Source organism: Rhodococcus sp. PvP016, from assembly GCF_017832185.1.
Taxonomy (GTDB): Bacteria; Actinomycetota; Actinomycetes; order Mycobacteriales; family Mycobacteriaceae; genus Rhodococcoides.
In genome coordinates this window covers 3,736,530-3,760,866 of record NZ_JAFIBH010000001.1, presented here as the reverse complement: position 1 = coordinate 3,760,866, position 24,337 = coordinate 3,736,530, and the positions used below count along the sequence as shown (strand labels likewise).

The 24,337-nt window shown below is 70.2% G+C and carries 23 protein-coding genes and 1 other RNA gene; 12 read left to right on the top strand and 12 right to left on the bottom strand.

What is annotated here, in order from left to right:
• The first annotated feature begins 3 nt into the window (after positions 1 to 3).
• Positions 4 to 909, top strand: a complete 906-nt coding sequence (locus tag JOE30_RS17505; protein ID WP_204868229.1) for a LysR family transcriptional regulator — start codon at positions 4 to 6, stop codon at positions 907 to 909.
• Here the strand turns inward: JOE30_RS17505 and JOE30_RS17500 are convergent.
• Positions 903 to 2,372: an MFS transporter gene (locus tag JOE30_RS17500; RefSeq protein WP_307806227.1), complete on the bottom strand. Its 1,470-nt coding sequence runs from the start codon at positions 2,370 to 2,372 to the stop codon at positions 903 to 905. The two genes, JOE30_RS17505 and JOE30_RS17500, sit on opposite strands and share 7 nt — an antisense overlap.
• A gap of 189 nt (positions 2,373 to 2,561) precedes the next feature.
• Here JOE30_RS17500 and JOE30_RS17495 point away from each other — a divergent pair, with 189 nt between their 5' ends.
• Positions 2,562 to 3,941, top strand: a complete 1,380-nt coding sequence (locus tag JOE30_RS17495) for an amidase (RefSeq protein WP_204868227.1) — start codon at positions 2,562 to 2,564, stop codon at positions 3,939 to 3,941.
• Between the two features lie 182 nt (positions 3,942 to 4,123).
• Here JOE30_RS17495 and JOE30_RS17490 read toward each other — a convergent pair whose 3' ends face one another.
• Together JOE30_RS17490 and JOE30_RS17485 are read right to left on the bottom strand one after the other, a co-directional pair.
• Complete coding sequence (locus JOE30_RS17490; RefSeq protein WP_204868225.1) at positions 4,124 to 4,531, bottom strand: PaaI family thioesterase; 408 nt, start codon at positions 4,529 to 4,531, stop codon at positions 4,124 to 4,126.
• A gap of 43 nt (positions 4,532 to 4,574) precedes the next feature.
• Positions 4,575 to 5,270, bottom strand: coding sequence for an acetoacetate decarboxylase family protein (locus tag JOE30_RS17485; protein WP_204868223.1), 696 nt, complete (start codon positions 5,268 to 5,270; stop codon positions 4,575 to 4,577).
• A gap of 70 nt (positions 5,271 to 5,340) precedes the next feature.
• On the opposite strand from JOE30_RS17485, the gene JOE30_RS17480 reads away from it, so the two are divergent.
• Positions 5,341 to 6,315 carry a cobalamin biosynthesis protein gene (locus JOE30_RS17480; protein WP_204868222.1) on the top strand — a complete coding sequence of 325 codons (975 nt, stop codon included), beginning with the start codon at positions 5,341 to 5,343 and terminating at the stop codon, positions 6,313 to 6,315.
• Here the strand turns inward: JOE30_RS17480 and JOE30_RS17475 are convergent.
• The 3 genes from JOE30_RS17475 to JOE30_RS17465 are packed head-to-tail and all read right to left on the bottom strand — an operon-like array spanning position 6,244 to position 8,340.
• On the bottom strand, positions 6,244 to 7,158 hold the full coding sequence (locus JOE30_RS17475) for an SURF1 family protein (protein ID WP_204868221.1): 915 nt from the start codon (positions 7,156 to 7,158) through the stop codon (positions 6,244 to 6,246). The two genes, JOE30_RS17480 and JOE30_RS17475, sit on opposite strands and share 72 nt — an antisense overlap.
• A gap of 37 nt (positions 7,159 to 7,195) precedes the next feature.
• Entirely contained in the window at positions 7,196 to 7,654 is a 459-nt protein-coding gene (locus JOE30_RS17470) for a low molecular weight protein-tyrosine-phosphatase (RefSeq protein WP_204868220.1), read from the bottom strand.
• On the bottom strand, positions 7,651 to 8,340 hold the full coding sequence (locus JOE30_RS17465) for an HAD-IA family hydrolase (RefSeq protein ID WP_027505776.1): 690 nt from the start codon (positions 8,338 to 8,340) through the stop codon (positions 7,651 to 7,653). The genes JOE30_RS17470 and JOE30_RS17465 overlap by 4 nt, the downstream gene beginning before the upstream one ends.
• Before the next feature lie 35 nt (positions 8,341 to 8,375).
• Here JOE30_RS17465 and cobC point away from each other — a divergent pair, with 35 nt between their 5' ends.
• The 4 genes from cobC to JOE30_RS17445 are packed head-to-tail and all read left to right on the top strand — an operon-like array spanning position 8,376 to position 12,457.
• On the top strand, positions 8,376 to 9,437 hold the full coding sequence (gene cobC / locus JOE30_RS17460; RefSeq protein ID WP_204868219.1) for an Rv2231c family pyridoxal phosphate-dependent protein CobC: 1,062 nt from the start codon (positions 8,376 to 8,378) through the stop codon (positions 9,435 to 9,437).
• The gene (locus JOE30_RS17455) at positions 9,437 to 10,597 is read left to right on the top strand and encodes a Nif3-like dinuclear metal center hexameric protein (RefSeq protein WP_204868218.1); all 1,161 of its coding nucleotides are present in this window, start codon (positions 9,437 to 9,439) and stop codon (positions 10,595 to 10,597) included. Before cobC ends, JOE30_RS17455 begins: the two co-directional genes overlap by 1 nt.
• A 13-nt stretch (positions 10,598 to 10,610) precedes the next feature.
• Positions 10,611 to 11,348, top strand: coding sequence for a zinc ribbon domain-containing protein (locus tag JOE30_RS17450; protein WP_204868208.1), 738 nt, complete (start codon positions 10,611 to 10,613; stop codon positions 11,346 to 11,348).
• Positions 11,345 to 12,457, top strand: a complete 1,113-nt coding sequence (locus JOE30_RS17445; RefSeq protein ID WP_204868206.1) for a bifunctional RNase H/acid phosphatase — start codon at positions 11,345 to 11,347, stop codon at positions 12,455 to 12,457. The genes JOE30_RS17450 and JOE30_RS17445 overlap by 4 nt, the downstream gene beginning before the upstream one ends.
• A gap of 105 nt (positions 12,458 to 12,562) precedes the next feature.
• Here JOE30_RS17445 and JOE30_RS17440 read toward each other — a convergent pair whose 3' ends face one another.
• Entirely contained in the window at positions 12,563 to 13,828 is a 1,266-nt protein-coding gene (locus JOE30_RS17440) for an SLC13 family permease (protein WP_371831726.1), read from the bottom strand.
• Positions 13,828 to 14,355, bottom strand: coding sequence for a DUF1697 domain-containing protein (locus tag JOE30_RS17435; RefSeq protein ID WP_204868204.1), 528 nt, complete (start codon positions 14,353 to 14,355; stop codon positions 13,828 to 13,830). The genes JOE30_RS17440 and JOE30_RS17435 overlap by 1 nt, the downstream gene beginning before the upstream one ends.
• Positions 14,356 to 14,552: 197 nt before the next feature.
• Here JOE30_RS17435 and rnpB point away from each other — a divergent pair.
• The 3 genes from rnpB to JOE30_RS17420 all read left to right on the top strand — a co-directional run bounded on the left by rnpB (position 14,553) and on the right by JOE30_RS17420 (position 17,067).
• An RNA gene (rnpB, locus tag JOE30_RS17430) (RNase P RNA component class A) lies at positions 14,553 to 14,976 on the top strand.
• Between the two features lie 473 nt (positions 14,977 to 15,449).
• Positions 15,450 to 15,635, top strand: a complete 186-nt coding sequence (locus JOE30_RS17425) for a hypothetical protein (protein ID WP_204868202.1) — start codon at positions 15,450 to 15,452, stop codon at positions 15,633 to 15,635.
• Between the two features lie 16 nt (positions 15,636 to 15,651).
• A complete protein-coding gene (locus JOE30_RS17420; RefSeq protein WP_307806225.1) occupies positions 15,652 to 17,067 on the top strand; it encodes an RNB domain-containing ribonuclease in 1,416 nt (471 codons plus the stop codon).
• A gap of 132 nt (positions 17,068 to 17,199) precedes the next feature.
• Here JOE30_RS17420 and JOE30_RS17415 read toward each other — a convergent pair whose 3' ends face one another.
• The 4 genes from JOE30_RS17415 to panB form a co-directional block, all read right to left on the bottom strand.
• Positions 17,200 to 18,735 carry a CYTH and CHAD domain-containing protein gene (locus JOE30_RS17415; RefSeq protein WP_204868200.1) on the bottom strand — a complete coding sequence of 512 codons (1,536 nt, stop codon included), beginning with the start codon at positions 18,733 to 18,735 and terminating at the stop codon, positions 17,200 to 17,202.
• A 39-nt stretch (positions 18,736 to 18,774) separates the two neighbouring features.
• The gene (gene pip, locus JOE30_RS17410; protein WP_204868197.1) at positions 18,775 to 19,740 is read right to left on the bottom strand and encodes a prolyl aminopeptidase; all 966 of its coding nucleotides are present in this window, start codon (positions 19,738 to 19,740) and stop codon (positions 18,775 to 18,777) included.
• 2 nt (positions 19,741 to 19,742) lie between these two features.
• Positions 19,743 to 20,159 carry a hypothetical protein gene (locus JOE30_RS17405; protein ID WP_307806224.1) on the bottom strand — a complete coding sequence of 139 codons (417 nt, stop codon included), beginning with the start codon at positions 20,157 to 20,159 and terminating at the stop codon, positions 19,743 to 19,745.
• Positions 20,160 to 20,228: 69 nt separating this feature from the next.
• A complete protein-coding gene (gene panB / locus JOE30_RS17400; RefSeq protein ID WP_027505787.1) occupies positions 20,229 to 21,065 on the bottom strand; it encodes a 3-methyl-2-oxobutanoate hydroxymethyltransferase in 837 nt (278 codons plus the stop codon).
• A gap of 135 nt (positions 21,066 to 21,200) precedes the next feature.
• Here panB and JOE30_RS17395 point away from each other — a divergent pair, with 135 nt between their 5' ends.
• Positions 21,201 to 22,790 carry an alpha/beta hydrolase gene (locus JOE30_RS17395; RefSeq protein ID WP_307806223.1) on the top strand — a complete coding sequence of 530 codons (1,590 nt, stop codon included), beginning with the start codon at positions 21,201 to 21,203 and terminating at the stop codon, positions 22,788 to 22,790.
• A gap of 103 nt (positions 22,791 to 22,893) precedes the next feature.
• Positions 22,894 to 24,234 carry a type I glutamate--ammonia ligase gene (gene glnA / locus JOE30_RS17390; protein ID WP_027505789.1) on the top strand — a complete coding sequence of 447 codons (1,341 nt, stop codon included), beginning with the start codon at positions 22,894 to 22,896 and terminating at the stop codon, positions 24,232 to 24,234.
• The last annotated feature ends 103 nt before the right edge of the window (positions 24,235 to 24,337 follow it).

Here is a 24,337-nt window from a genome sequence, read left to right as displayed (position 1 = left end):
GCCATGTTCTCCGCCGATCACCTCCGCTTCTTCCTGGAGGTCTCGCGCCACGGGCGCCTCAACGACGCCTCGCGAGTGCTGGGCGTCGATCACACGACGGTGGGCCGCCGCATCACCAGTCTGGAGAAGGCGGCGGGCCATCGACTCTTCGATCGCACTCCCTCGGGCTGGCGGCTGACGGAGGCGGGGCGGCGCCTCGTGGGGTACGCGGAGACGGTGGAGTCGACGCTGATCGCGGCGTTCGAGGATCAGACGACGTCGGTGGGCTCGCTGACCGGCTCGGTGCGCATCGCGGCCCCGGACGGTTTCGGTGCCTTCGTGCTCACGCCGCAGCTGACGCGGCTGCGGCGGGACCACCCCCGACTCGACGTCGAGCTGGTCACCGCCACGGAGCACGACGCGCTGAGCACCCGCGGCTTCGACGTCGCCGTGAGTCTGGAGCGGCCCTCGCCGCGATTCATGTCGTCGCGCAAACTGGCGTCGTACGAGCTCAAGCTGTACGCGTCACCGTCCTACCTCCGCGCCGCGCCCGCACTCGAGAGCCTCGACGACCTGCGTCGGCACGTCCTGATCTGGTACGTCGACGCGCTGCTGGACGTGGTGCCGCTGCGCATCCTCGATGCCATGCACCTGGACGGTCGACCCCAGTTCCAGACCAACAACATCACTGGTCACTGGCTCGCGGCCCGCCACGGGCTCGGGATCGCGCCGTTGCCCAACTACATCGGTGAGCCGGACGACCAGCTGGTCTGCGTGCTGCCCGACGAATTCGCCGTGCGCCGCGACTACTGGACGGCGATGCCTCGCGACCTCACGCGACTGGCGCGGGTGAAGGCCGTCGACGACCTACTGCGGTCGATCGTCGCCGACGACGTGCACCTGCTGGCACCGGATGCGGACGATCAGTGAGCCCGTCGCGGTAGGGCGAAGACCAGGACGAAGGCGAGCACGGCGAATCCGGCGCTGACTCCCATGGCATGCGCCGCGCTGTCGGTGAACGCCGTCGCGACGGCGTCCTCACCGGGGCCCATGACGTTCAGCGAGCCGAAGAGGACGCTGCCGATGATGGCGATGCCGATCGCGCTGCCGACCCGCTGCATCGTCGAGATGACACCGCTGGCGGCGCCCGCGTCGGGCCGGTCGACCGTCGCGACGATGAACTGCGCGTTCGGAGCGATGAAGGCGCCGTTGCCCAGGCCCGCGATGAACAGGGGGAGCAGCAGCTTCCAGTTGGTCAACGCCGACGCATCGGTGAACAGCAGGACCAGCCAGGCCCACACGAGTCCCAGGGTGACGAGCGCCGTGCCGAGCACCAGCACGTTGCGCCCGAGTCGTTCGGCCAGTCTGTTGGACTGCGACGACGAGATGATGCTGCCGATCGCGAACGGGATCGACACCACTCCGGAGGCGAGCGCGGAGTTCCCGAGACCGGTCTGCCACAGGATCGAGATGGTGAAGAAGATCGACGTGAAGGCGGCGAAGTAGACGAGGGCGAGAATGACTCCGCCGGTGAACGCGGGCCGGGTGAACAGTCGCGGCGGGACCAGGGGGGTGCGGCCGGCACGCGAGTAGCGCACCTCCCACGCGCCGAACAGTCCGATGAGCACGATGCCGGCGCCGAGTGTCACGTACGTCCATGTCGGCCATCCGGTGTCCTGGCCCTCGATGAGGGGGACCAGGATCGCGACGAGACCTGCCGTGACGAGTGCGAGACCCACCCAGTCGATACCGCGCGCGGGGGCGTCGGGGGAGTCGATCTCGGAGCGGGTCGGCAGAATCTTCGCGGCCAGGATCAAGCCGATGAGTCCGAACGGCAGGTTGACCCAGAAGACCAACCGCCATCCGCTCTCGCTGCCGGCGGCCTCGATGATCAGACCGCCGATGATGGGGCCCAGTGCCGACGAGACACCGATGACGGCGCCCATGATGGCGAACGCCTTGCCCCGCATCTGCGGCGGGAAGAGCAGCTGGATGTAGGCGGTGACGGCGGGGACGAAGATGCCGCCCGCGAGTCCCTGCACGATGCGCGCCGCGACGAGCTGCAGATCGTTCTGCGCGAGTCCACACGCGAGGCTGGCCACGGTGAAGAGGGCGAGTCCGGTGAAGAACACCCACTTGTGGCCGATGCGGTCGCCCACCCGACCCGCAGGTATCAGTGCCAGGCCGAACGCGAGTGCGTATCCGGAGATGATCCAGGACAGGGTGGCCTCGGACGCCTCGAGGCTCGTGCGGATGATGGGAAGCGCGACATTGACGATGGTCGTGTCGAGCAGGGCGATGAACATGCCCATGAGCAGGACGATCAACGACTGCCAGGCGCGTCGGGAGACCGCGGGGGCCGCGTTGTCGGCCGAGGTGGAAGTGGTGGACACCCGAGAAACCTTTCGCACAGGACATGAACTGACGACCGTATTCGGTGAAGACGTGAGTCTCGGACCGGTGGTGGCCGCATTCTCTAGAGTTGCGTGCACCACGGAGCGCAGCGCACGGGGTGCAGCGTTCCCCGCGGGACGCGCACGCAATCACCGCGGCGCCGGTGAGGGAAGCGAGGGGGATCTTCGATGACACATGCGTTCACGGACGATGCGCTGGGGCGCGACGACGCGGTGGGGCTCGCGCTCCGAGTGCGCCGGCGCGACGTCTCCGCCGGCGAACTGGCGTCGGCGGCACTCTCGCGCATCGAGAAGATGGCCGAGTTGGACGCTCTGGTGGGGCCACCACTGGCGACTCCCGTCGTCGGCGACCAGGCGGGGCCGTTCGCGGGTGTGCCGACGGTGATCAAGGACAACAGCGACGTCCGGGGGCTCCCGACGGGCCAGGGCTCCGAGATCATCCGTGCTCGTCCCGCCGACCGGCACGGTCCGGTGGCCCGCGAGATGCTCTCGATGGGGTTCGGCGTGGTGGCGAAGACGACGCTGCCGGAGTTCGGTCTCAGCGCGTCGACCGAGTTCCCGACCCGGCCGCCCACCCGCAACCCCTGGAACACCGAGTACTCGACCGGCGCGTCGTCGGGCGGATCCGCGGCGCTGGTGGCGGCGGGGGCGGTTCCCCTCGCACACGGCAACGACGGCGGTGGCTCGATCCGGATCCCTGCGGCCTGCACGGGGCTCGTGGGCCTCAAGCCGTCGCGCGGCAGGTTCGTGCTGCCGGCGCTGGAGAAGCTGCTGCCCGTCGCGATCGTCTCGGAAGGGGTGCTGACGCGCAGTGTCCGTGACACGGCCGCATTCTGGGCCGCGGCCGATCACGCGAGTGCGCGACGCCTGCGACCGATCGGCACCGTGACGGGCCCGTCGGCGCGGCGATTGCGTGTCGGCGTGATCCGGCAGTCGCCCGCGGGCGGCCCCACCGACGTCGAGACGCTCGCCGCGCTGGACGACACCGCCGCGCTCCTCGCGCGCCTCGGTCACACGGTGGACGAGATGACCACCGTGCCGATCGACCAGCGCTTTCCCGAGGATTTCGTCGAGTACTGGTCGTTCCTCGCCTACGTTCTGCAGAAGACGACGCCGCGTCTCGAGGGCCGCACGGAACGCGACTTCGACACGCTCACCGTGGGACTCGCGGACCGCTTCCGTCGTACGCGGTACCGGTTGCCGTCGGTGGTGCGTCGACTGCGCCGGGCGAGTGCCGACTACGCCTCGATGTTCGCGAGCGTCGACCTGGTGCTGTCCCCGGTACTAGGGCACACCACGCCGCGGCTGGGGCATCTGTCGCCGCACGTGCCGTTCGACGAGTACCTCGAGAGGCTCACGTCCTACGCCGCGTTCACTCCGCTGCACAACGTGGCGGGAGCTCCGGCGATGTCGCTGCCGCTGGGGCGCTCGAGTGCCGGACTGCCGGTGGGGGTCATGTTCTCCGGTGTGCAGGGCGACGAGCGAACGCTGCTCGAGGTGGCCTTCGAGGTCGAGGACGCGGCCCCGTGGCGTTCCCTCGCCGACTGAACCGAGAACTTCGCCCGTTCTCCGTGTTGCGACCCCCGACGGGCCGGCGGGTGCCTAGTGTGCGGGGACAGGGGGCGACCCGAGCCCGCTGACAGGCACGAACGTCGGAGGAACACATGTCCGCAGGGCTCGTCGACATCCTGATCCGCATCAGCTACCTGTTCCGCGGCTGGAGCTTCTAGTCAGGCGTTCGGGTTCGCCACGTTCTGCAGCCGTACCTGGCCGCGGGCGATCTCCTTGCCGGAGTCGGCGCTGGTGATGATCACCTGCCAGAGCTGCTGGACCCGACCCTGTTGCAGCGGGGTGGCGACCACGTCGACCCGCCCCTCGGTGATCGACCGGAGGAAGTCCGTCCCGTTGTGGACGCCGACGGCGAACTGTCCGCGGTCCGAGACCGCCACGCTCGCACCGATACTCGCGGCCGATTCGACGGCCGAGGTGTAGACGCCGCCGTGCACGACGCCCCACGGGGTGTGGTGATCGCTCGTCAGATCGATGTGTCCGCGTACCTCGGTGCCGGTGGCCGTGGTGACCTGCAGCCCGGCTGCAGCGGTGAAGACGGTGTCGGCGAAGTTCTGCAGGTCGGTCATGGAGGCTCCTGTGTCGGCGGACCCCCAGTCAACACCGACCGACTCAGCGTCGGTCGACGTGTCCGCCGAAGACGATGGAGGCGTCGGCGAGTGCGGCGCTCACGGTCGGCGTGCGTCCGTGCAGGTGACCCAGCGGACCGTCCGGCGCGAACGTCCACGTCGTCGACAGCGCGCGGGTGGTCGCGTAGATCGTGTTGCGGGAGACGACGGTGCGACCGCCGAGGTGCTGTGCAGTGGTGAGCGGAATGCGCGGCGTGCCCGGCGTGAGCCGGCGCCCGACGCGCGCGTCGAGCGCCGCGACGGGGGCACCGTCGAACGTCATCGACGCGGTGACACGCGGCCCGCTGGTCTCGCGGCGGAACTCGCCCAGATGCTTCGGAATGGACCACAGTTCGCGGCCACCGGTGCGGGACTGCGGACTGTCGACCCAGATGTGCGGGATGGTGGCCATGACCGTGAGGCCGCGCCGGACGAGTACCGAGCCGATCAACTCGTCGTAGGACAGGACGCCGCCCGAGGTGTAGCGCACGAAGGCCGCCGAGACGACAGCGTTCCCGCCGACCGTCACCAGCCGGGCATCGGCGTCGGACACGGCGGACAGCACGTCCTGCGGGAGCTCGCGGACGGGAACGCGGTAGACCGACACCAGGAGTGTGCCGCCGAGATACCAGGGCTCCGGCGGATACAGCTCGCCGTCTGCGCCGGTGTGCCAGTCCTGCGTCCGCGTCGACTCCGTCATGCGCACAGGGTAGCCGAATACGTGGACGTCCGACTATCTGACCGTGACGTGAAGGATAGGATCGCGGACGATGATCACCGCACCCGCCGTCGGAATCGCGTCCGGATACCTTGCCGACCTGATGCTGGGGGATCCACGACGCCGTCATCCCGTGGCCGCCTTCGGATCCCTCGCCGCCGCCCTCGAGACGCGGACGTACCGAGACGACCGACTCGCCGGAACCGTCCACACCGCACTGCTCGTCGGTGGAGCGATCGGAGCGACGGCCGCGGCGGATCGACTCGTGCGTGATCACCCGGTTCCGCGTGCAGCGCTGACGGCCGCCGCGGTCTGGGCGTGTCTCGGGGGAACGACGCTGGCTCGCACGGGTCTCGCGCTGGCCGACGCCCTGGACGCCAACGATCTTCCGGCCGCGCGGGCGATTCTGCCGTCGCTGTGCGGGCGTGATCCTGCTCTGCTGGACGACGCGGGCGCGGCGCGGGCGGCGCTCGAATCGGTGGCCGAGAACACGTCGGACGCGACGACGGGCGTGCTCTTCTGGGCCGCGGTGGCAGGGGCTCCCGGCGCCGTCGGATACCGCGCCGTCAACACCCTCGACGCGATGATCGGCTACCACTCGCCGCGCTACGAACGGTTCGGGTGGTGTGCCGCCCGCCTCGACGACGTGGTCAACCTGATCCCCGCCCGACTCACCGGACTCCTCACGGCAGCATCGGCGCCGACGGTGGGTGGGACGCCGCGGGACGCCCTGGCCGCGTGGCGCGCGAGCGCGGCCGACCATCCGAGCCCGAATGCCGGAGTGACCGAGTCGACCGCCGCGGGCGCCCTCGGAGTGCGGCTCGGCGGCGAGACGGCCTACGCGCACGGCGTCGAACAGCGGCCCGTCCTGGGCCGGGGAAGCGTCCCCACGACGAACGATCTGCGGCGTGCGGTGCGCCTGTCGGCTGCGGTACAGGCGAGCGCCGCGGCGGTGTCAGCGCTTCTTGCCGTAGCGGTCGGTCAGCAGCGTCGTCGACTCGGCCGCGGGCGCCGACTTCCGTCGTAGGCCTCGCCGCGGCTTCAACAGCGCGTCCAGTCCGTCGTCGTACTCGTCGGGAGCGGCAGTGGGCTCGAGATCGTCGCTCGGTTCGAGATCGTCACTCGACTCGGCGTTGCCACGGCGCCGTTCCTTGATCTCGGCGCGCACGAAGTACGCGAGGCCCAGCGGAGCCATGATGCCGAACGCAAGCCATTGCAACCCGTAGGACAGGTAGGGCCCGGCGTCGAGCTGCGGCAGCGCGAGAACACCGAGACCGCCGGGCTGCGCGTCGGCGAGCTGCACGTACCCGTCGACCGGATCGGTGCCGGTCAACTCACCGACCTGCGCCGGCGTGATCGTGTACACCTGCGGGACCCCGGGGCCGGCGACGGCGGGCTTGTCCGGAACCGACGGTTCCGAGACGCGCAGGCGGCCCTCCAGCGTGACGGTGCCGGCCGGCGGGGGATCGAAGGTCGGGACGTCGATCCCCGTGGTGGGCAGCACGTAGCCGCGGTTCACCAGGATCGTGGGCCCGGCGTCGGTGACGAACGGGGTGAGGACCTCGAAGGCCGGCGTGTCGTCGACGCTGCGCAGGCGGACCACCACGTCGCTGTCGGTGTCGTACGTCCCGGTCACCACGACCCGTCGCCAGTCGTCCTCGGGAGCGACGACCTGCTCGGTCAACAGATCGGCAGCATCGACCGGTTCCGCGTCGAAGGAGCGGCTGATCTGCTCGTTCCGCGCCGACGTGGTGGTGTTCTTGCCCAGTTGCCAGGGCGCGAGAACCGAGAAGCAGAGGTACGCGAAGAGGATGACGACAGCCGCGAGTGCCAACCACCCGGGACGGAGAAGGAACGACAGTCGGCGCACGACTACACAGCGTAGTCGTCGCGTCGCGACGGGGGTGTCAGCGCTGGGAGAGGGCCTCGAGAAGACCGGGGACGGCTGCCTCGATCTGCTCGCGCACCGTCCGGAAGTCGCTATCGTCGCCGTAGTACGGATCGGCCACCGAGTCGGAATCGGCGTCCGGGTCGAACGAGCGCAGCAGTGCCAACCGGTCCGCGGGCACGCCGAGCCGACGGAGGTCGCGCTCGTGAGATCGATCCAGCGCGACGACGAGGTCCGCGCCCAGGATCTCGGCATCGACGGTGCGGGCGCGATGCGCCGACGGGTAGCCGTGCGACTCCAGCTCGGCAGCGGCGCGCGGGTCGGCGGCGTCGCCGACGTGCCAGTCGCCCGTGCCGGCGCTGGTGACGCGCACCCGGTCGTCCATCCCGGCATCCGCGAGGGCCTGCGTCACGATCTTCTCGGCCATCGGCGACCGACAGATGTTGCCCGTGCAGACGAAGGTCACGTGCACCGTCATGCCGCGTCCGTCGTGAGCGAGGAGAGCAGCGTGGTGAGTTCTGCGGCCGATCCGACGGACCACGAGGCCGCGTCGTGCTCGGACTCGAATCCGTATCCCCACCGGACCAGGACCACGGGGATGCCCCAGTGCCCGGCGCCGAACACGTCGTGGTCGCGGTCGCCGACCATCACCACCGACGCGGTACCGCCCTCGGCCGTGGACCGAGCCGGGCGCCCCACCTGCTCGAGTGCGCGCGCGACGACGTCCGCCTTGGACCGGCGGCTTCCGTCGTCGCTGGCGCCCGCGATGAAGCGGAAGTAGTCGGCCAGGCCGAAGTGCTCGAGGATGCGCCGCGCGAATCGTTCGTTCTTCGACGTCGCGACCGCCATCGGGACGCCGGCGGCCACGAGCGCGTCCAGCACGTCGACGATGCCCTCGTACACCCGGTTCTCGGACCAGCCGCGGCTGTCGTAGTACTCCGTGTAGGCCGCGCGGGCGCGCTCGACCCTGTCCTCGTCGAGACCGAGGGACCGGAACGTGTCGATCATCGGCGGTCCGATGACGTGCGCGCGGACGTCGTCGCCGGGCGGCGGGCTCCCCACTGTCGCGAGCGCGTGATCGAAACCGGCGAGGATGCCGGGTGCGGAATCGGTGAGGGTGCCGTCGAGGTCGAAGAGGACGAGGTCGACGGCTGTGGTGGACATGGGCGTCAGTATATGGAGCGCCTACAGTCACCCGAGTGACAGGCGACGCCAGTATCGATCCGCTGCTTCGCCACCACGGCGACGTGGAGGTCGAGGCGGGCATGCTCGACTTCGCGGTGAACGTCCGCGGGTCCCGGCCCCCCGAGTGGTTGCGGCGCAGACTGATCGAGACCGTCGACCGACTCGCGGCGTACCCGTCGGAGGCCGAGGATCGGCGGGTTCGTGACCGAGTGGCGTTGCGCCACGGTCGATCTCCGGACGAGGTGCTGTTGCTCGCCGGAGCGGCCGAAGGATTCGCGATGCTGCCCCGGCTGCGCCCGCGCCTCGCCGCGGTCGTCCACCCGTCCTTCACCGAGCCCGAATTCGCGCTGCGCAGTGCCGACGTCCCGGTGCATCGAGTCGTGCTGCCCGCGCCGTACCGGCTCGTCGACGCCGCCGTTCCCTACGGCGCCGACCTGGTGGTGCTGGGCAATCCGACCAACCCGACGTCCGTCGCCCATCCCCGCGCGGACGTGCTCGCACTCCGGGAGGAGGGACGCGTGCTCGTCGTGGACGAGGCATTCGCCGACACCGTGCCCGGCGAGCCCGAGTCCCTGGCGTCACAGTCGCATCCCGACGTGGTGGTGCTGCGCAGCCTCACCAAGTCGTTCGCCCTCGCGGGACTGCGGTGCGGGTACGCGCTGGGAGCGCCGGACGTCCTCGCCACACTGAACCGGGGCCGACCCCACTGGCCGCTGGGGACCCTGCAGCTGGCCGCGATCGAAGCGTGCTGCGAACCCGAGGCCGTCGCGTCCGTGGACGCCGACGCACTCGTGCTCGCCCGCGAGCGGCAGTACCTCGTCGAACGGCTCCGCGTACTCGGGGTGGAGGTGTCGGCACCGGCGACGGCGTCGTTCGTGCTCGTCCGCGCGGAGAACGGCGCAGCGATCCGGGCCGCGTTGCGGGACCGCGGTGTCGCGGTCCGCCGAGGCGACACCTTTCCCGGCCTCGGCCCGGATCACCTGCGGATCGCGGTGCGGGACGCGGACTCCGTCGGCCGACTCGCCGACGCGTGGGGTGACGTGGTGCGCGAGACGGGCACACCTAGGGTCGAGTGATGGCATCGACGGGAACCGCAGCGCCCACCCTGGCCGAGATCATCGACGTGCTCGACGCGGCGTACCCGCCCCGGCTCGCCGAGAGCTGGGACTCGGTGGGTCTGGTGTGCGGCGATCCCGCGAACTCCGTGACCACCGTGATGTTCGCCGTCGACGCCACGGCCGCCGTCGTCGACGAGGCGATCACCGCCGGTGCCGATCTGCTCGTGGTGCACCACCCGTTGCTGCTGCGCGGCGTGGACACGGTCGGTGCCCACACGCCCAAGGGCGCGTTGGTGCATCGCCTGATCACGGCGGGGTGCGCTCTGTTCACCGCCCACACCAACGCGGACTCGGCGCAGCCCGGGGTGTCCGACGCGCTGGCCACTCTGCTCGGCCTCATCGATCTGCGCCCCCTCGACGAGAAGTCGGACGGGGGCCTCGACAAGTGGGGTGTGTACGTCCCCGTGGCCGATGCTCCCGCCGTGCGGCAGGCCATGTTCGACGCGGGCGGCGGGTCGATCGGCGACTATCGCGAGTGCAGCTGGAGCGTCGTGGGCGACGGCCAGTTCCGTCCCGTCGACGACGCGCGGCCGGCGATCGGCACCGTGGGCACCGTCGAGTCGGTCGAGGAGCGGCGCGTCGAGATGGTCGCTCCGCGCTCGGCGCGCCCGGCCATTCTCACCGCGCTCCGCTCGGCGCACCGCTACGAGGAAGTGGCGTTCGACGTCGTCGAGACGGCCGGGTTGCCGACCGACTGCGGGCTGGGCCGGATCGGGACACTGGCCGAGCCGATGTCGTTGCGCGCCTTCGCCGAACGCGTCGGCAGTCGGCTCCCGTCCACTGCCTGGGGAGTGCGCGCCGCCGGCGATCCGGACGCGACCGTCCGCCGTGTGGCCGTGTGCGGTGGATCCGGGGACTCGATGCTCGGCGACGTCACGGCAGCGGGCGTCGACGCCTACGTGACCTCCGACCTGCGACACCACGTGGCGGACGAACACCTGCGGGCCGGCGGACCCGCGCTGATCGACGTCGCGCACTGGGCGGGGGAGTTCCCGTGGTGCGCCCAGGCGCGCGACCTGCTGGACAGCGCGTTCGGAGATCGCGACGGCTGGACCACCCGGACCCTGACGATCAGAACGGATCCGTGGAGCATCGGCGTCCGTCCCCCGCAGGACTAGTACCGTGACACGCGTGAACGTCGACCCGAAGATCCAGCTCTCCCTCCTCGACCTGGCCGCCATGGACACCGAACTGGCCCAGCTCGCACACCGTCGACGCACTCTTCCCGAGCAGGTCGAGCTCGATGCACTCGAACGCGAGCGGATCGAGCGCAAGGACGCCGCCGTGGGCGTGCAGATCTCGCTCGATGATCTGGACCGCGACATCCGCAAGCTCGAGGGCGAGGTCGACGCCGTGCGCCGCCGCGAGGAGAAGGACCGCGCTGCGCTGGCCTCCGGGGCGGCTCCCGCGAAGCAGCTCAGTGAACTGCAGCACGAGCTGGGCAGTCTCGAGCGCCGCCGCGGCATCCTCGAGGACGAGTTGCTCGAGGTCATGGAGCAGCGCGAGGCGTCGCAGAGCGACTACGAGCACGCCGGCGCCAATCTGACACAGGTCGAGGACACGATCGTCGACGCCACCCGTCGACGCGACGACGCCCTCGCCGACGTCGAGAACGCCGAGCGCACCCGGTCGGCGCAGCGCGAGGAGCTGGCCGCGCGGCTGCCCGCCGAGGTGTCCGCGATGTACGAGAAGCAGCGTGAACGGTCGGGCATCGGTGCGGCCCTGCTGCGCGGTCGACGCTGCGGCGCGTGCCGGATCGAGCTGGATCGCGGCGAGATCGCGCGCATCGCCGGCACCGCGCCCGACGTGGTCGTGCGGTGCTCGGAGTGCAACGCGATCCTGGTGCGCACCAACGAGTCCGGTCTGTGAGTCCCCAGCTCGATTCCGTCCTGGTGGAGGCCGACGGGGGATCGCGAGGCAACCCCGGGCCCGCCGGATACGGAGCCGTCGTGTGGGACGCGGCGCGATCCACGGTGTTGGCAGAGCGCCGCGAACACCTGGGAGTGGTGACGAACAACGTCGCCGAGTACCGCGGACTGATCGCCGGTCTCGAGGCGGCCCGCGAACTCGGGGCCTCGCGCGTGTCGGTGCGGATGGACTCCAAGCTGGTGGTCGAGCAGATGTCCGGCCGCTGGAAGGTCAAGCACCCGGACATGATTCCGCTGCGCGCGCGAGCAGCCGCGATCGCGGACACGTTCGACGACGTGCAGTACGCGTGGATTCCGCGCGCCGAGAACTCGCACGCCGACCGGCTGGCCAATCAGGCGATGGACGGTGAGGACGCTCTGCTGACCGGAGCGGCCGAGGTCGTGAGCGCGCCGGCCCCGGTGTCGGAACGGCCTGCCTGGCAGTCCGTCTCGGGTGCCGCCACCCGCACGATCCTGCTGCGGCACGGCCAGACCGCGCTGTCGGTGGATCGTCGGTACTCCGGCCGAGGCAACCCCGAGCTCACCGAGCTGGGTCGAGCGCAGGCGGCGGCCGCGGCGCAGCGTGTCGCACTGCTGGGCGGCGTCGACGTCGTCCTGAGCTCACCGCTGGGCCGGGCCCGGGACACTGCCGAGGCCGTCTCCCGCGCGATCGACGTCCCCGTCACGGTCGTCGAGGATCTGACGGAGACGGACTTCGGCGAGTGGGAGGGCCTGACCTTCCTCGAGGCCACCGAACGCGATCCCGAGCTGCATCGGCGGTGGATGGGAGACACGTCCGTCGCGCCTCCCGGCGGCGAGAGCTTCGACGCCGTCCGCGAACGGGTGCGCCGGGTCCGGGAGCACATCGCGACCGAGTACGCGGGCAAGACCGTCGTCGTGGTCTCGCACGTGACGCCCATCAAGACGCTCCTGCAGCTCGGCCTGGACGTCGGCCCGTCGATCCTCTACCGGATGCACCTCGACCTGGCGTCCATCAGCATCGTCGACTGGTTCGACGACGACGCGGCCTCCGTGCGCCTGGTGAACGACACGTCGTTCCTCTGGGCCTGACGGAGGAACCGACACGTCGTTCCTCTGGGCCTGACGGAGGAACCGACGCGTCGTTCCTCTGGGCCTGACGGAGGAACCGACACGTCGTTCCTCTGGACCTGACGCCTACACCTGCAGGGCGAGCCACAGGGCGACGGTTGCCGCGACCACGGTGATCGGTGTGGTCACCAGGCCCACCACGGTGAACGTGCGCAGGCTCGGCGCCTCGCCCTCCGCGCGAGCCACGCGGCGCCACAACATGATCGCGAGCGACCCGACGTAGGTGAGGTTGGGCCCGAGGTTGACGCCGATCAGCATGGCGAGCAGCGCGCCCACCGGGGCAGCGCCTGTCGTCGACGTCAGGGCGGCGAGCAGCAGCAGGGTCGCGGGCAGGTTGTTGAGCACGTTGGAGGCGACTGCGGCCACCGCGGCGACGGTCAGCAGCGCGAGCAGCGTGGACGACGTCGGCAGGATCTCGGTGACGGCCTCGCCGACCGGGCCACCGGCGAGCCCCGCGACCACCACCCCGAGCGCGAAGACGAACACGCAGAACCACAGATCGAGTGCACGCACGATCGCGACGGGAGTCGTCTCGGACCGGCGCAGCGCAGGAACGGCGAGCACGATCGCGGCCGCCGCGGCCACCCACACCGGTTCGAGGCCGAGCGACCCACTGATCGCGAAACCCACCAGGGCGCAGCCGATCACGACGAGGGCGAGCGTCGGCGCCGCCACGGACGGACCGTCGTCGTCCGGCGGGTTCTCCACCTCGTGCAGGTCGCCGCGGAACAACCAACGGAACGCCGCGTACTCGAGCGCGATCGCGACGAGCCACGGCGCCGCCATCAGTGCGGTGAAGTGCAAGAACGACAGACCGGTGGCCGAGAACACCAGCAGGTTGGTCAGATTCGACACCGGGAGCAGCGTGGAGGCCGAGTTGGACAGGTGTGCCACGGCGTAGGACGCCGGTCGTGGCGACATCCCGGCGCGGCGGGCCGCGGCGATGACGACCGGGGTGAGCAGGACGACCGTCGCGTCGAGACTGAGCACGGCCGTGGTGAGGGACGCGGTGGCGAACACGAGCATCAGGAGCCGCGTCGGGGAGGACCGCGACCGGGCGTGCAGGACGGACGCTATCCACGTGAACACGCCGTGCGCGTCGGCGAGGTGAGCGAGAGCCAGGATCGCCGCGAGGAACGCGACGGTGGGGGCGAGCTCCGCCGTCTCCTCGAGTGCGTCGCTCGTCGACACGACTCCGAGCAGGATCGCCAGTGCCGCGGCCGGAACCGCGATGGTGGCCTCGGGGAGTCCGCGGGGGCGCGCGATGGCGAAGATCAGGACGGCAGCCACCAGCAGCGCGGCCACGACGGTCCGCGCGGTGGAATCGGTGATCACGCGAGGATCTTGCGCAGCGTGCGGAGGTTTCGCGTGGTCGTCGTCGACTTGTAGGACGCGCGCGCACTGGCCTTGCCGACGACGCTGGACAGGGTGTCACCGCGCACGACCTCCCAGAAGAGGACGTGATGCGGCCCGAGCGTCGACCGCTCGACGGCAGGGTCGGCCGTCTCGCCGATCTCCGCTAGATCAGTGGTCGACACACCGTCCGTCGAGAAGATCACGTACGGGTGGCGTACCGCCTCGTCGGTCTCCCACGGGAAGGCGGTGACGATCTCGGCGAGCTGCTCCACGGTCACGACCACCACCCACGCCTCGTAGCCGAAGGCCTGCCGGAGCACACCCTCCACGTCGGAGCGCACCACGGCCGGGTCCTGCGTCGTCGCGGTGAGCACCACGTTGCCCGACGCGAGAACGGTGCGCACCCCGGTGTATCCGGCGTCCTCCAGAGACGACCGCAGGGCCGCCATGGAGATGCGGATGCCGCCGACGTTGATGCCGCGCAGCAGGACGACGAAGGTCATGCGCGTGACTCTAGATCCCCGGTCCGACCATCCGTCCGCTCGGCACACCCACCCCCCGCGAGTACGTCCGAACTGTCGTGATCGGGGCTCGCCCAGCGACGGTTCGGACGTACTCGCGGGGGTTGGGCACGGGGCGGAACGGGGGTCGGAGCGGGGGTGGGACGGGGGTGGCGGAGCGGCTACCATGACGGGGCGGACGAGTTGGCCGGGCGGCCGCGGCACGGAGAACTGACGACCGGCGTCGTCAAGCTTCGAGCCGAGGAAAGTCCGGACTCCACAGAGCAGGGCGGTTGCCAACAGCAACCCGAGGCGACTCGCGGGACAGTGCCACAGAGAAGAGACCGCCGACCGGTCCTCGGATCGGTCGGTCAGGGTGAAACGGTGCGGTAAGAGCGCACCAGCACCCCGGGTGACCGGGGTGGCTCGGTAAACCCCGCCCGGAGCAAGATCGAAGGTCGCACCGCCGTTCGCGGTGGTGCGTCTGCGCAGGTGTTCGAGGGCTGCTCGCCCGAGCCTGCGGGTTGATCGCTCGAGGTACCCGGCGACGGTGTGCCCAGATGGATGGTCGCCACCCGGGATTCGTTCCGGGGACAGGATCCGGCTTACACGCCGACTCGTCCGCGCACACCACCAGCACGGATCGCTGTGTTCGAGGGCGGACTAGAACATACGTTCGATGTCCTCTACAGTGAGTCTCGGCGGGCCGGCGGTAGGAAACTACGGGAAGCGTCGGCCCGCCGCCACGCATCGAGTGCCCCTCCTGAACGACGAACGGCCCCGTCCTCGATGAGGGCGGAGCCGTTCGTGAGCAGGGTGGATCAGATGGGGTCGACCACCAGCAGGGTGGCCCAGTACGTCGCGGCGTCATGGCCCATCAGCGGCAACAGTTGATCGAAGAGAAGGGTCGACATGTCGTACTCCTATCGGGTGCGTGGTCCGGCTCCGGTCCGGCGTGTGTACCCGGACATGCGAGAAGTGTAACGCGGTCACTGGTCACGCGGTGTGTCCGGTCGGCGCGTCGCCGAGCGTGAATCGCGGGGTCGCAGAACGCGAAGTCTGTTCCGTCGGGGCGGATCTGGGGCACACTGTCGATCATGAGTGACGACGACGATCAGTGGTACTTCCGCATCAGCGACAAGGCTGTCGTGCAGGGCAAGGAGGCCGGTGCGATGGACCGCATGGGCCCCTACCCCGACAAGGCCACCGCCGAGCGCGCCCTCCAGATCGCCGCGGAGCGCAACAAGGCCGCGGACGACGCCGACGACACCTGGTCTTCGTGACCGCATCGGCGCGCTCGTGACCGCGTCGGTGTCGAGGCGGGCCGTCGCGCCTCGGGTCGACGGTGTCGACTTCTCGGCCGTACGCGCCGAGTTCGACCTGCCCACCGGGTACCCGCCCGACGCTGTCCCGGTGGCGGACTCTCGTCCGACGCGGCGCGACGCGACCGACCTCGAGTTCGTGACCATCGACCCGCCCGGGTCGATGGATCTGGACCAGGCTCTCGTCGTCCACCGCACTGACGCGGGTTTCCGCCTCTACTACGCCATCGCCGACGTCGGTGCGGTCGTCGCGCCGGGAAGTGTGCTGGACGAGGAGGTGCGCCGCCGTGGACAGACGCTGTATCTCCCGGACGACAGCGTGCCGCTGCACCCTCGGGAGATGTCCGAGGACGCGTCGTCCCTCCTGCCGGACCGGGTACGACCGGCCGCGCTGTGGACCATCGACACCGATCCCGCGGGAACGGCGACGTCCTGGCACGTCGAGCCCGCGACAGTGCGCTCACGGCAACGGTTCACCTATGCCGAGGTGCAGTCGGCGGTCGAGTCCGGCACCGTGCATCCGTCGCTGACGGCGCTGCAGGATCTCGGTCGGGCGCGGCGGGCCCTCGCGGTCGAGCGCGGAGCCATCGAGCTCGCGCTGCCCGAACAGGAGGTCGTCGCCGACGGTTCCGACCGCGGTGGATGGCGCCTCGAGATCGCGCCGCGCACGGAGGCCGACGCGTGGAACGCCGAGATGTCCCTGCTCACCGGGATGTGCGCCGCCGCGATCATGCTCGAGGCGAAGGTCGGCATCCTGCGCACACTCCCGCCGCCGGGAGCATCGGACGTCGAGGCACTTCGGGCCGTGGTGCGGGCACTGGGCCTGCAGTGGCCGACCGGTGCCTCGCCCGGCCAGGTTCTCGCCGGCCTCGATCCGTCGGCCCCCACGACTCTCGCCGTGATGACCGAGGCGACCAAGCTGTTGCGCGGCGCCGCCTACGTCGCCTTCGACGGTGAGACACCCGAGGAGCCGGACCATTCCGGGATCGGCGGCCCGTACGCCCACGTCACCGCGCCGCTGCGTCGGCGCGTCGACAGGTACGCCACCGAGGTGTGTCTCGCTCACTGCGCCGGAACTGCTGTTCCCGACTGGGTGCTCGCCGAGTTCGCGGATCTGCCCGACGCGATGCGGCGCAGCGACTCGCTGGCGTCGAAGGTGGACCGTGCATGCATCGACCTCGTCGAGGCCAGGGTCCTGGCGGACCGCGTCGGCGACACCGTCTCGGCCGTCGTGCTGCGCGGACGTACCGGCAAGCGGCCTGCCGAGGTCTTCGTTCCCGAGTACACCGTCGTCGGTCCGTGTTCGGGAGATCCGGCCGAGGGCACGACCGTCACCGCGCGGGTGGGGCCGGTGGACGTCGCGACGCGGCGAGTGGAGTTCTCGGTCGGGTAGGCCGGAGGCCGGTCGTCGATGGTCGGGTAGGCCGGAGGCCGGTCGTCGATGGTCGGGTAGGCCGGAGGCTAGTCGTCGATGGTCGGGTAGGCCGGAGGCCGGTCGTCGATGGTCGGGTAGGCCGGAGGCCGGTCAGCCGAGGGAGGCTGCGCGGCGCCGCAGCTTCGCCCACGCGCGGGGGAGCGGTTCCAGCGCGTCCGCGCTGTCGTGTCCCTCGTTCGCGTACAGAACACCGAAGGTGAAGGTGTCCTCGCCCCGCTCGGTCGCGGAGGCGGCTTCGGCCAGGATCGTGGCGCGCGACACCGCACTGTCCTGGACGTCGCCGAGGACGGACTGCACCTTCTTCGCGGCCTTCGCGACGTCGGCGGCCGTCGTGCGTACTGCTCCTCCCGAGAGCGCGCCGGCCGCTGCCTCGGCCGCGTAGCGCAGCTTCTTGGCGTTCTTGCGTACGTCGTGCAGAGCCTCGGCTCGCTCGTCGCCGGTGAGCGCGGCGGCGTGGGCCTCGGCTCGGGCGATCTTCCGGTACTGGCCACGCAGCACCTTCCGAAAGACCTTGTCCGCGCGGCCGTCCGACGGACCGACGGTGGGTGCTGCCAGAAGGGCGTCGAGTGCGTCGAGCAGGGCGAAGTAGCGCTCGCCGCTCAACTCCCGCACGATCTCCTCGTGCGCGAGCGTGTACAGCCGTCGCTGGGTGCCGACGAGGGTCTCGACCACGGGACCGCGCACCGCGTCGGACGGCAGCGCCGAGAGCGACGCGTCGTAGCGGGCCGCCAGCACCTCGGCGTCGCGAGCGGTGCCGAGAATGTCTGCGAGCCACGATAGTTCGCCGCGGACCGCGTCGACGGACGGTCGGTCCAGCAGGTCGCGGTAGGACCGCAGCACGCTGCGCAGTCGCCGCGTGGCGACGCGCATGGCGTGCACCGCGTCGTCGGCGTTCTCCCGCACGCGCGGATCCGCCGCGAGCAGAGCGGACACGTCCGTGGCCAGGGCGGCGAGCAGCGCGGACCCGGCGGTGCCGTCGGGCGTGGCATCGCCGGTCCGGAGATCCGCCAGGCGGGATCCGAGCGCCCGTGCGAGCTTCGAGGGTGAGGAACCGGGGTCGGCGCCGTGGGAGAGCAGGTAGGTGCTCACCTTCTCCAGGGTCCGGCGGTCGCCGTCGAGTAACTCCACCTCCCATTCGCGCCAGCGAACAGTGGTGTCGTCCAACATGTTCCGGGCGGTGACGGTGTCGTCGCACAATTCCGCGGCGGTCTGGTGCCGCTTCGTGGCCACGACGGTGACGATGCGGCGGGTCTCGATGCTCGCGACGGGCACGAGCGGTTTGCCTCGCACGTGCGCCGTCACGCGATCGGCTACCTCGGCCGGCACGCGAGCAGTGTTGCCGCCCGCGGACAGCGGGCTACGCAGCTCGAGACGCTCGTCGGACGAGACGGGCATCTTGATGTGCCACCCCGCGTCGGAGCTTCCGGTCCGTCGACGCACCGTGATGCGGCGCCGTGCCAGATCGAGATCCGGGGTGTCGAAGTACGTGGAGACCGGGTGCGTCAGCTCCGGCGCGGACGCGGACACGATCGACTTCGCGCCCGTGAGTTCGGGAACCGGCGTGTCCATGCCGACGTCGAACTTGGCCTCGATCTCCGTGTGCGCATCCGCACCACCTGAACTCATGGTGACATCTTTACCACCTGCAGGTGAACGGCCGGTTCGTCAGCGGCGGAAGGAGTCCGTCGCCTCGACGAGGTGATGGATGATTCCCGGTTCGGCGGCGGAGTGCCCGGCGTCGTCGACGATGTGAAGTGTCGACGACGGCCAGGATCGATGCAGATCCCAGGCGCTCGTGGCCGGGCACACCACGTCGTAACGGCCCTGCACGATGACACCGGGGATGTGGGCGATGGAGTCCATGTTCGCCAGCAACTGATTCTGTTCCAGGAACCCCTGGTTGACGAAGTAGTGATTCTCGATGCGCGAGAACGCGAGTGCGAACCGCGCCTCGGAGTTCTGCTCCACGCGTTCCGGTTTCGGGAGCAGGGTGCTGGTGGCGCCCTCCCACGTGGACCAGGCGACCGCCGCGTTCAGCGCGGTCTCCGGGTCCGACGAGTGAAGGAGTCGGTGGTAGACCTCCACCGGGTCGCCGTCGCGCTCCGCCGCCGGGATCGGGGCGAGGAACTTCTCCCACAGTTCGGGGAAGAGGTGGCCCGCGCCGCCGCGGTAGTACCAGTCGATCTCCGACTCACGCAGCAGGAAGATGCCGCGCAGCACCAGCGACGTGACGCGGTGCGGGTGCGCCTGGGCGTACGCGAGCGACAACGTCGATCCCCACGACCCGCCGAACACCGACCACGTGTCGATGCCGAGATGCTCGCGCAGGACCTCCATGTCGGCGATGGAGTGTCCGGTGGTGTTGACGGAGAGATCGGCTCCGTCGGCGACGTGCGGCGTGGACCGACCGCATCCGCGCTGGTCGAACAGCACGATCCGGTAGGCCTCGGGGTCGAAGTAGCGACGTTGATCGGGACCCGTGCCGCCACCCGGTCCGCCGTGCACGAACACCACGGGGGTGCCGTCGGGGTTGCCGCTGACCTCGAAGTGGAGGTGCTGCCCGTCGCCGACGTCGAGCATCCCCGAGTCGTGCGGGTCTAGTTCGGGGTAGAGGGACCGGCGCGCCGCCATCGTCACAGCCCCACGAGGCCCGACGCGAGGTCGGGAATCTCGAGGATGTCGACGACCTGGCTCCGGACGTCGGAGCACGCGTCGGTCGCGGCCGTGTCGACGATCCCGCGGTTCTGGATCACCGCCGCGTTCAGTCCGTAACGAGCCGCCCACGTCTGCACCAGGATGTTCAGTCCGCCGCGGCCCACGGTCGGGCCCTGCACGCGCCAGTTCGACAACTGTGCCTCGAGGTCGGTGCACAGTGACTGCGCCTGATCCTCGGACACCGTCGGGGTGGCCGGAGCCGCCGTCGTCGTCGTCGTGGGAGCGGCCGTCGTCGTCGACGCAGTGGTGGTGTCCGTCCCACCCGCGCACGACGTCAGGGTCACGGTCGCTACCGCCAGAACACCCGCCGCGGCGAGTCCATGTCGCATCATCATGGCCCCGAGTGTGCCACCCGGGTGCCTCCCCGACCGGCTCGCCCGCGTCGCTCGCCAGGGGTCGCAGTCCTAGAAGCTGTGCTCCTGCGCGGGGAAGGCCCCCGACCGCACCTCGGCGGCGTAGGTCGACGCCGCGGCGCGCAGCTGGTCGCCGACGTCGCCGAAACGCTTGACGAACTTGGCGGTGCGACCGCTGGTGAAACCGGCCATGTCCTGCCAGACGAGAACCTGGGCGTCGCACTCCGGACCGGCACCGATGCCGACGGTGGGGATCGTCAGCTTGCGTGTCACCTGGCCGGCCAGATCGGCGGGCACCATCTCCATGACGACGGCGAAGGCGCCGGCCTCCTGGACGGCGATGGCATCGGCCACGAGCTGCTCGGACGCATCGCCGCGGCCCTGCACGCGGAAACCACCGAGTCCGTTGACGCTCTGCGGGGTGAAACCGATGTGCGCCATCACGGGGATGCCCGCGGCGGTGATGGCGGCGATCTGCGGGGCGACGCGCTCGCCGCCCTCGAGCTTGACCGCGTTGGCCTGGCCCTCGCGCATGAAGCGGACAGCGGTCTCGACAGCCTGCTGCGGAGAGATCTCGTAGGTGCCGAACGGCAGGTCGGCGACCACGAGTGCGTTGGGGGCACCGCGGACCACGCCGCGGACCAGGGGGATGAGCTCCGCGATGTCGATGTGCACCGTGGTGTCGTAGCCGTAGACGACGTTGGCTGCCGAGTCGCCCACGAGCAGGACGGGGATGCCGGCCTCCTCGAAGATCCGGGCGCTCGAGTAGTCGTAGGCGGTGAGCATGCTCCAGCGGTCGCCGGAGGCCTTCATCGCCTGCAGGTGGTGGGTGCGGGTCTTGCGGCCCGTGGGAGCGGATCCGTACAGCGGGGTCTCAGCAGCAGACATCGAGCGTCCCTTTCGTCCTCGAGGCCCGCTCGGCGGGTCCCCGGGTAGAGGTGATGACGCATCCAGTCTGCCACCGCCGGGGTCCCGCGGCACGAGTGCGCTTGGTCACACCGGGCGCCGTGCCACCATCGAGACGTGTCCTCCCGTCGCGTGCCCGTCCGTCTCGCCGTCTCCCTCTCGGTTCTCGCGGTGCTGGCCGCGGCGTGCGGCTCCGACGTCGGCGGTACCCCCACCGACGACGAGGGTGAGTCCGTGCCCGTGACGACGACGGAGACGCGGGCAGATCAACCGTCGACGCTCGACGCCTTCCGGGCGCAGCGCGTCACGTGGGGATCGTGCGAGGGATTCGTGACCGACGGGTCCGAGCTGGACCCGAGCCTGCAGTGCGGGCGGGTGACCGTGCCGATCGACTACGACGATCCCGCCGGGCCCACCGCCTCACTGGCCCTGTCCCGGTCGGCGGCGACGGGGGAGAAAGTGGGCTCGATGCTCGTCAATCCGGGCGGACCCGGCGCGTCGGGCCTCTCCACCGCGACCGTGGCACGGGGTACCGCCGTCGAATCGTCCTTCGACGTCATCGGATTCGATCCTCGGGGGATCGGTGCGTCGGTGCCTGCGGTGCGCTGCGACACTCCGCGGGAGTTCGACGCCGAGCGCGCGGACAACGACGTGGACACCTCGCCGGCCGGCATCGCCGAGACCGAGAAGGAGAACCAGGACTACGCCGCGCGCTGCGCCGAGCGCAACGATCCGGTGTTGCTCGAACACCTCACGTCGGCCGACGTCGCGCGGGACATGGACATCGTCCGGTCGGTGCTCGGCGACGACCGGCTGACCTATCTCGGGTTCTCGTACGGAACGCGGCTGGGGTACACCTACGCCGAGCTCTTCCCCGAGAACGTGCGCGCGATGGTGCTCGACGGCGCTCTCGACCCGGCGGCGAACGCGGCAGACGAGGTGGTCGCCCAGGGTGCCGGCTTCCAGTCGGTGTTCGACGCCTTCGCGGCCGACTGCGCGGGGCGGTCCGACTGTCCGCTGGGTACCGACCCTGCGGGAGCCGTGCGTTCGTTCCGGGCACTGGTCGATCCGTTGGTGGACCGGCCCGCGCGCACCGAGCTCACCGGGCCGGAGGGGACGCGCTCGCTGAGTTACGACGACGCCGTGACCGGGGTGCAGCAGGCGCTCTACAGCACCGAACTGTGGGCACCGTTGCGGCGCGGTCTGAACCAGCTGCGCACCGGACAGGGCGACATCCTGCTCTCGCTCGCCGATCTCTACAACGGGCGCCTGAGCGACGGCACGTACAGCAACACCAACGACGCGTTCACCGCTGTGCGGTGCGTGGACGATCCGCGAGTGACCGACCGGGCGGAGGAAGGCGCGCTCGACGCCCGGTTCCGCGCCGCCGCGCCGTTCCTCGACGACGGCCGGGGCAACGGCACCGCGCCGCTCGAGCCGTGCGCCTTCTGGCCGGTGCCCTCGGCGGCCGACCCGGGGCCGGTCTCGATACCGGGACTCGCGCCGACCGTGGTGGTCTCGACCACCGACGATCCCGCCACCCCGTACGAGGCCGGGGTCGCTCTGGCCGCGCAGCTGGGCTCGTCGCTCGTCACCTACGAGGGAAATCAGCACACCGCGTCGTTCGCGGGGATCGCCTGCATCGACGACGCCGTGTCCGCCTACCTCGTCGACCTGACACCCCCACCAGCAGGTCTGCGCTGCTGAGAGGCGACCTCACAGTCGTCGGCACCGCGCTGTGAGGTCCAGAAAGTGCGACCGGTTTCACGATGTAACACGGATTTAATGCAACGTGCCTAACCTGACGGTCATGGATCGCCAAAAGGAATTCGTGCTTCGCACTCTGGAGGAGCGCGACATCCGGTTCGTTCGTCTGTGGTTCACGGACGTGCTCGGCTACCTCAAGTCCGTGGCCATCGCCCCGGCCGAACTCGAGGGCGCGTTCGAGGAGGGCATCGGCTTCGACGGCTCGGCGATCGAGGGCTTCTCGCGCGTCTCCGAGGCCGACACCGTGGCCAAGCCCGACCCCACGACGTTCCAGATCCTGCCCTGGACCACCAGCAAGGGCGAGCAGCACTCCGCCCGCATGTTCTGCGACATCGCGATGCCCGACGGGTCGCCGTCCTGGGCCGACTCCCGCCACGTGCTGCGTCGTCAGCTCTCCAAGGCAGCGGACCTCGGATTCAGCTGCTACGTGCATCCCGAGATCGAGTTCTTCCTGTGCAAGGAACTGCCCGACGACGGTCGGCCCCCCGTCCCCGCGGACAACGGCGGCTACTTCGACCAGGCCGTCCACGACGAGGCGCCGAACTTCCGGCGCCACGCCATCGATGCCCTCGAGTCCATGGGCATCTCGGTGGAGTTCAGCCACCACGAGGCCGCGCCCGGTCAGCAGGAGATCGACCTCCGCTATGCCGATGCCCTGTCCATGGCCGACAACGTGATGACCTTCCGCTACCTCGTCAAGGAGGTCGCGATCGACGAGGGCGTGCGCGCGACGTTCATGCCCAAGCCGTTCAGCGATCAGGCCGGATCGGCCATGCACACACACATGAGCCTGTTCGAGGGCGAGACCAACGCCTTCCACAACCCGGACGATCCCATGCAGTTGTCCGAGACCGGCAAGGCCTTCATCGCGGGCATCCTCGAGCACGCCAACGAGATCAGCGCGGTCACCAACCAGTGGGTCAACTCCTACAAGCGTCTGATCCACGGCGGCGAGGCCCCCACGGCGGCATCCTGGGGACCGTCGAATCGCTCTGCGCTGGTGCGCGTTCCGATGTACACGCCCAACAAGGCGTCCTCCCGTCGCGTCGAGATCCGTAGCCCCGACTCGGCGTGCAACCCGTACCTCACCTTCGCCGTGCTGCTCGCGGCCGGACTGCGCGGTGTGGAGAAGGGATACACGCTTCCGCCCGAGGCCGAGGAGGACGTGTGGTCGTTGACCTCCGCCGAACGCCGCGCCATGGGCTACCGAGAGCTGCCCAGCAGCCTCAACGAAGCGCTCGCCGCCATGGAGGGCTCGGAGCTGGTGGCCGAGGCGCTCGGCGAGCACGTCTTCGACTACTTCCTGCGCAACAAGCGTCGTGAGTGGGAGTCGTACCGATCGCACGTGACGCCGTTCGAGCTCAAGACCTACCTGGGTCTGTAGGGCCTGCGCGATTGTCGAGTGGACGGGGCCGTCGAGTAACGTCGACACGCCATGAACATGTCGGAATGCACCACCGTCCCGAGATTCGTCGACCCGCGGTTCG

What these genes read in the sequence shown, in the direction of transcription:
- JOE30_RS17505 (WP_204868229.1), top strand. Translation starts at nt 4, where the DNA reads ATGTTCTCCGCCGATCACCTCCGCTTCTTCCTGGAGGTCTCGCGCCAC.
- JOE30_RS17495 (WP_204868227.1), top strand. Translation starts at nt 2,562, where the DNA reads ATGACACATGCGTTCACGGACGATGCGCTGGGGCGCGACGACGCGGTG.
- JOE30_RS17490 (WP_204868225.1), bottom strand. Translation starts at nt 4,531, where the DNA reads ATGACCGACCTGCAGAACTTCGCCGACACCGTCTTCACCGCTGCAGCC.
- JOE30_RS17485 (WP_204868223.1), bottom strand. Translation starts at nt 5,270, where the DNA reads ATGACGGAGTCGACGCGGACGCAGGACTGGCACACCGGCGCAGACGGC.
- JOE30_RS17480 (WP_204868222.1), top strand. Translation starts at nt 5,341, where the DNA reads ATGATCACCGCACCCGCCGTCGGAATCGCGTCCGGATACCTTGCCGAC.
- JOE30_RS17470 (WP_204868220.1), bottom strand. Translation starts at nt 7,654, where the DNA reads ATGACGGTGCACGTGACCTTCGTCTGCACGGGCAACATCTGTCGGTCG.
- JOE30_RS17465 (WP_027505776.1), bottom strand. Translation starts at nt 8,340, where the DNA reads ATGTCCACCACAGCCGTCGACCTCGTCCTCTTCGACCTCGACGGCACC.
- JOE30_RS17455 (WP_204868218.1), top strand. Translation starts at nt 9,437, where the DNA reads ATGGCATCGACGGGAACCGCAGCGCCCACCCTGGCCGAGATCATCGAC.
- JOE30_RS17435 (WP_204868204.1), bottom strand. Translation starts at nt 14,355, where the DNA reads ATGACCTTCGTCGTCCTGCTGCGCGGCATCAACGTCGGCGGCATCCGC.
- JOE30_RS17425 (WP_204868202.1), top strand. Translation starts at nt 15,450, where the DNA reads ATGAGTGACGACGACGATCAGTGGTACTTCCGCATCAGCGACAAGGCT.
- JOE30_RS17415 (WP_204868200.1), bottom strand. Translation starts at nt 18,735, where the DNA reads ATGAGTTCAGGTGGTGCGGATGCGCACACGGAGATCGAGGCCAAGTTC.
- pip (WP_204868197.1), bottom strand. Translation starts at nt 19,740, where the DNA reads ATGGCGGCGCGCCGGTCCCTCTACCCCGAACTAGACCCGCACGACTCG.
- JOE30_RS17405 (WP_307806224.1), bottom strand. Translation starts at nt 20,159, where the DNA reads ATGATGATGCGACATGGACTCGCCGCGGCGGGTGTTCTGGCGGTAGCG.
- panB (WP_027505787.1), bottom strand. Translation starts at nt 21,065, where the DNA reads ATGTCTGCTGCTGAGACCCCGCTGTACGGATCCGCTCCCACGGGCCGC.
- glnA (WP_027505789.1), top strand. Translation starts at nt 22,894, where the DNA reads ATGGATCGCCAAAAGGAATTCGTGCTTCGCACTCTGGAGGAGCGCGAC.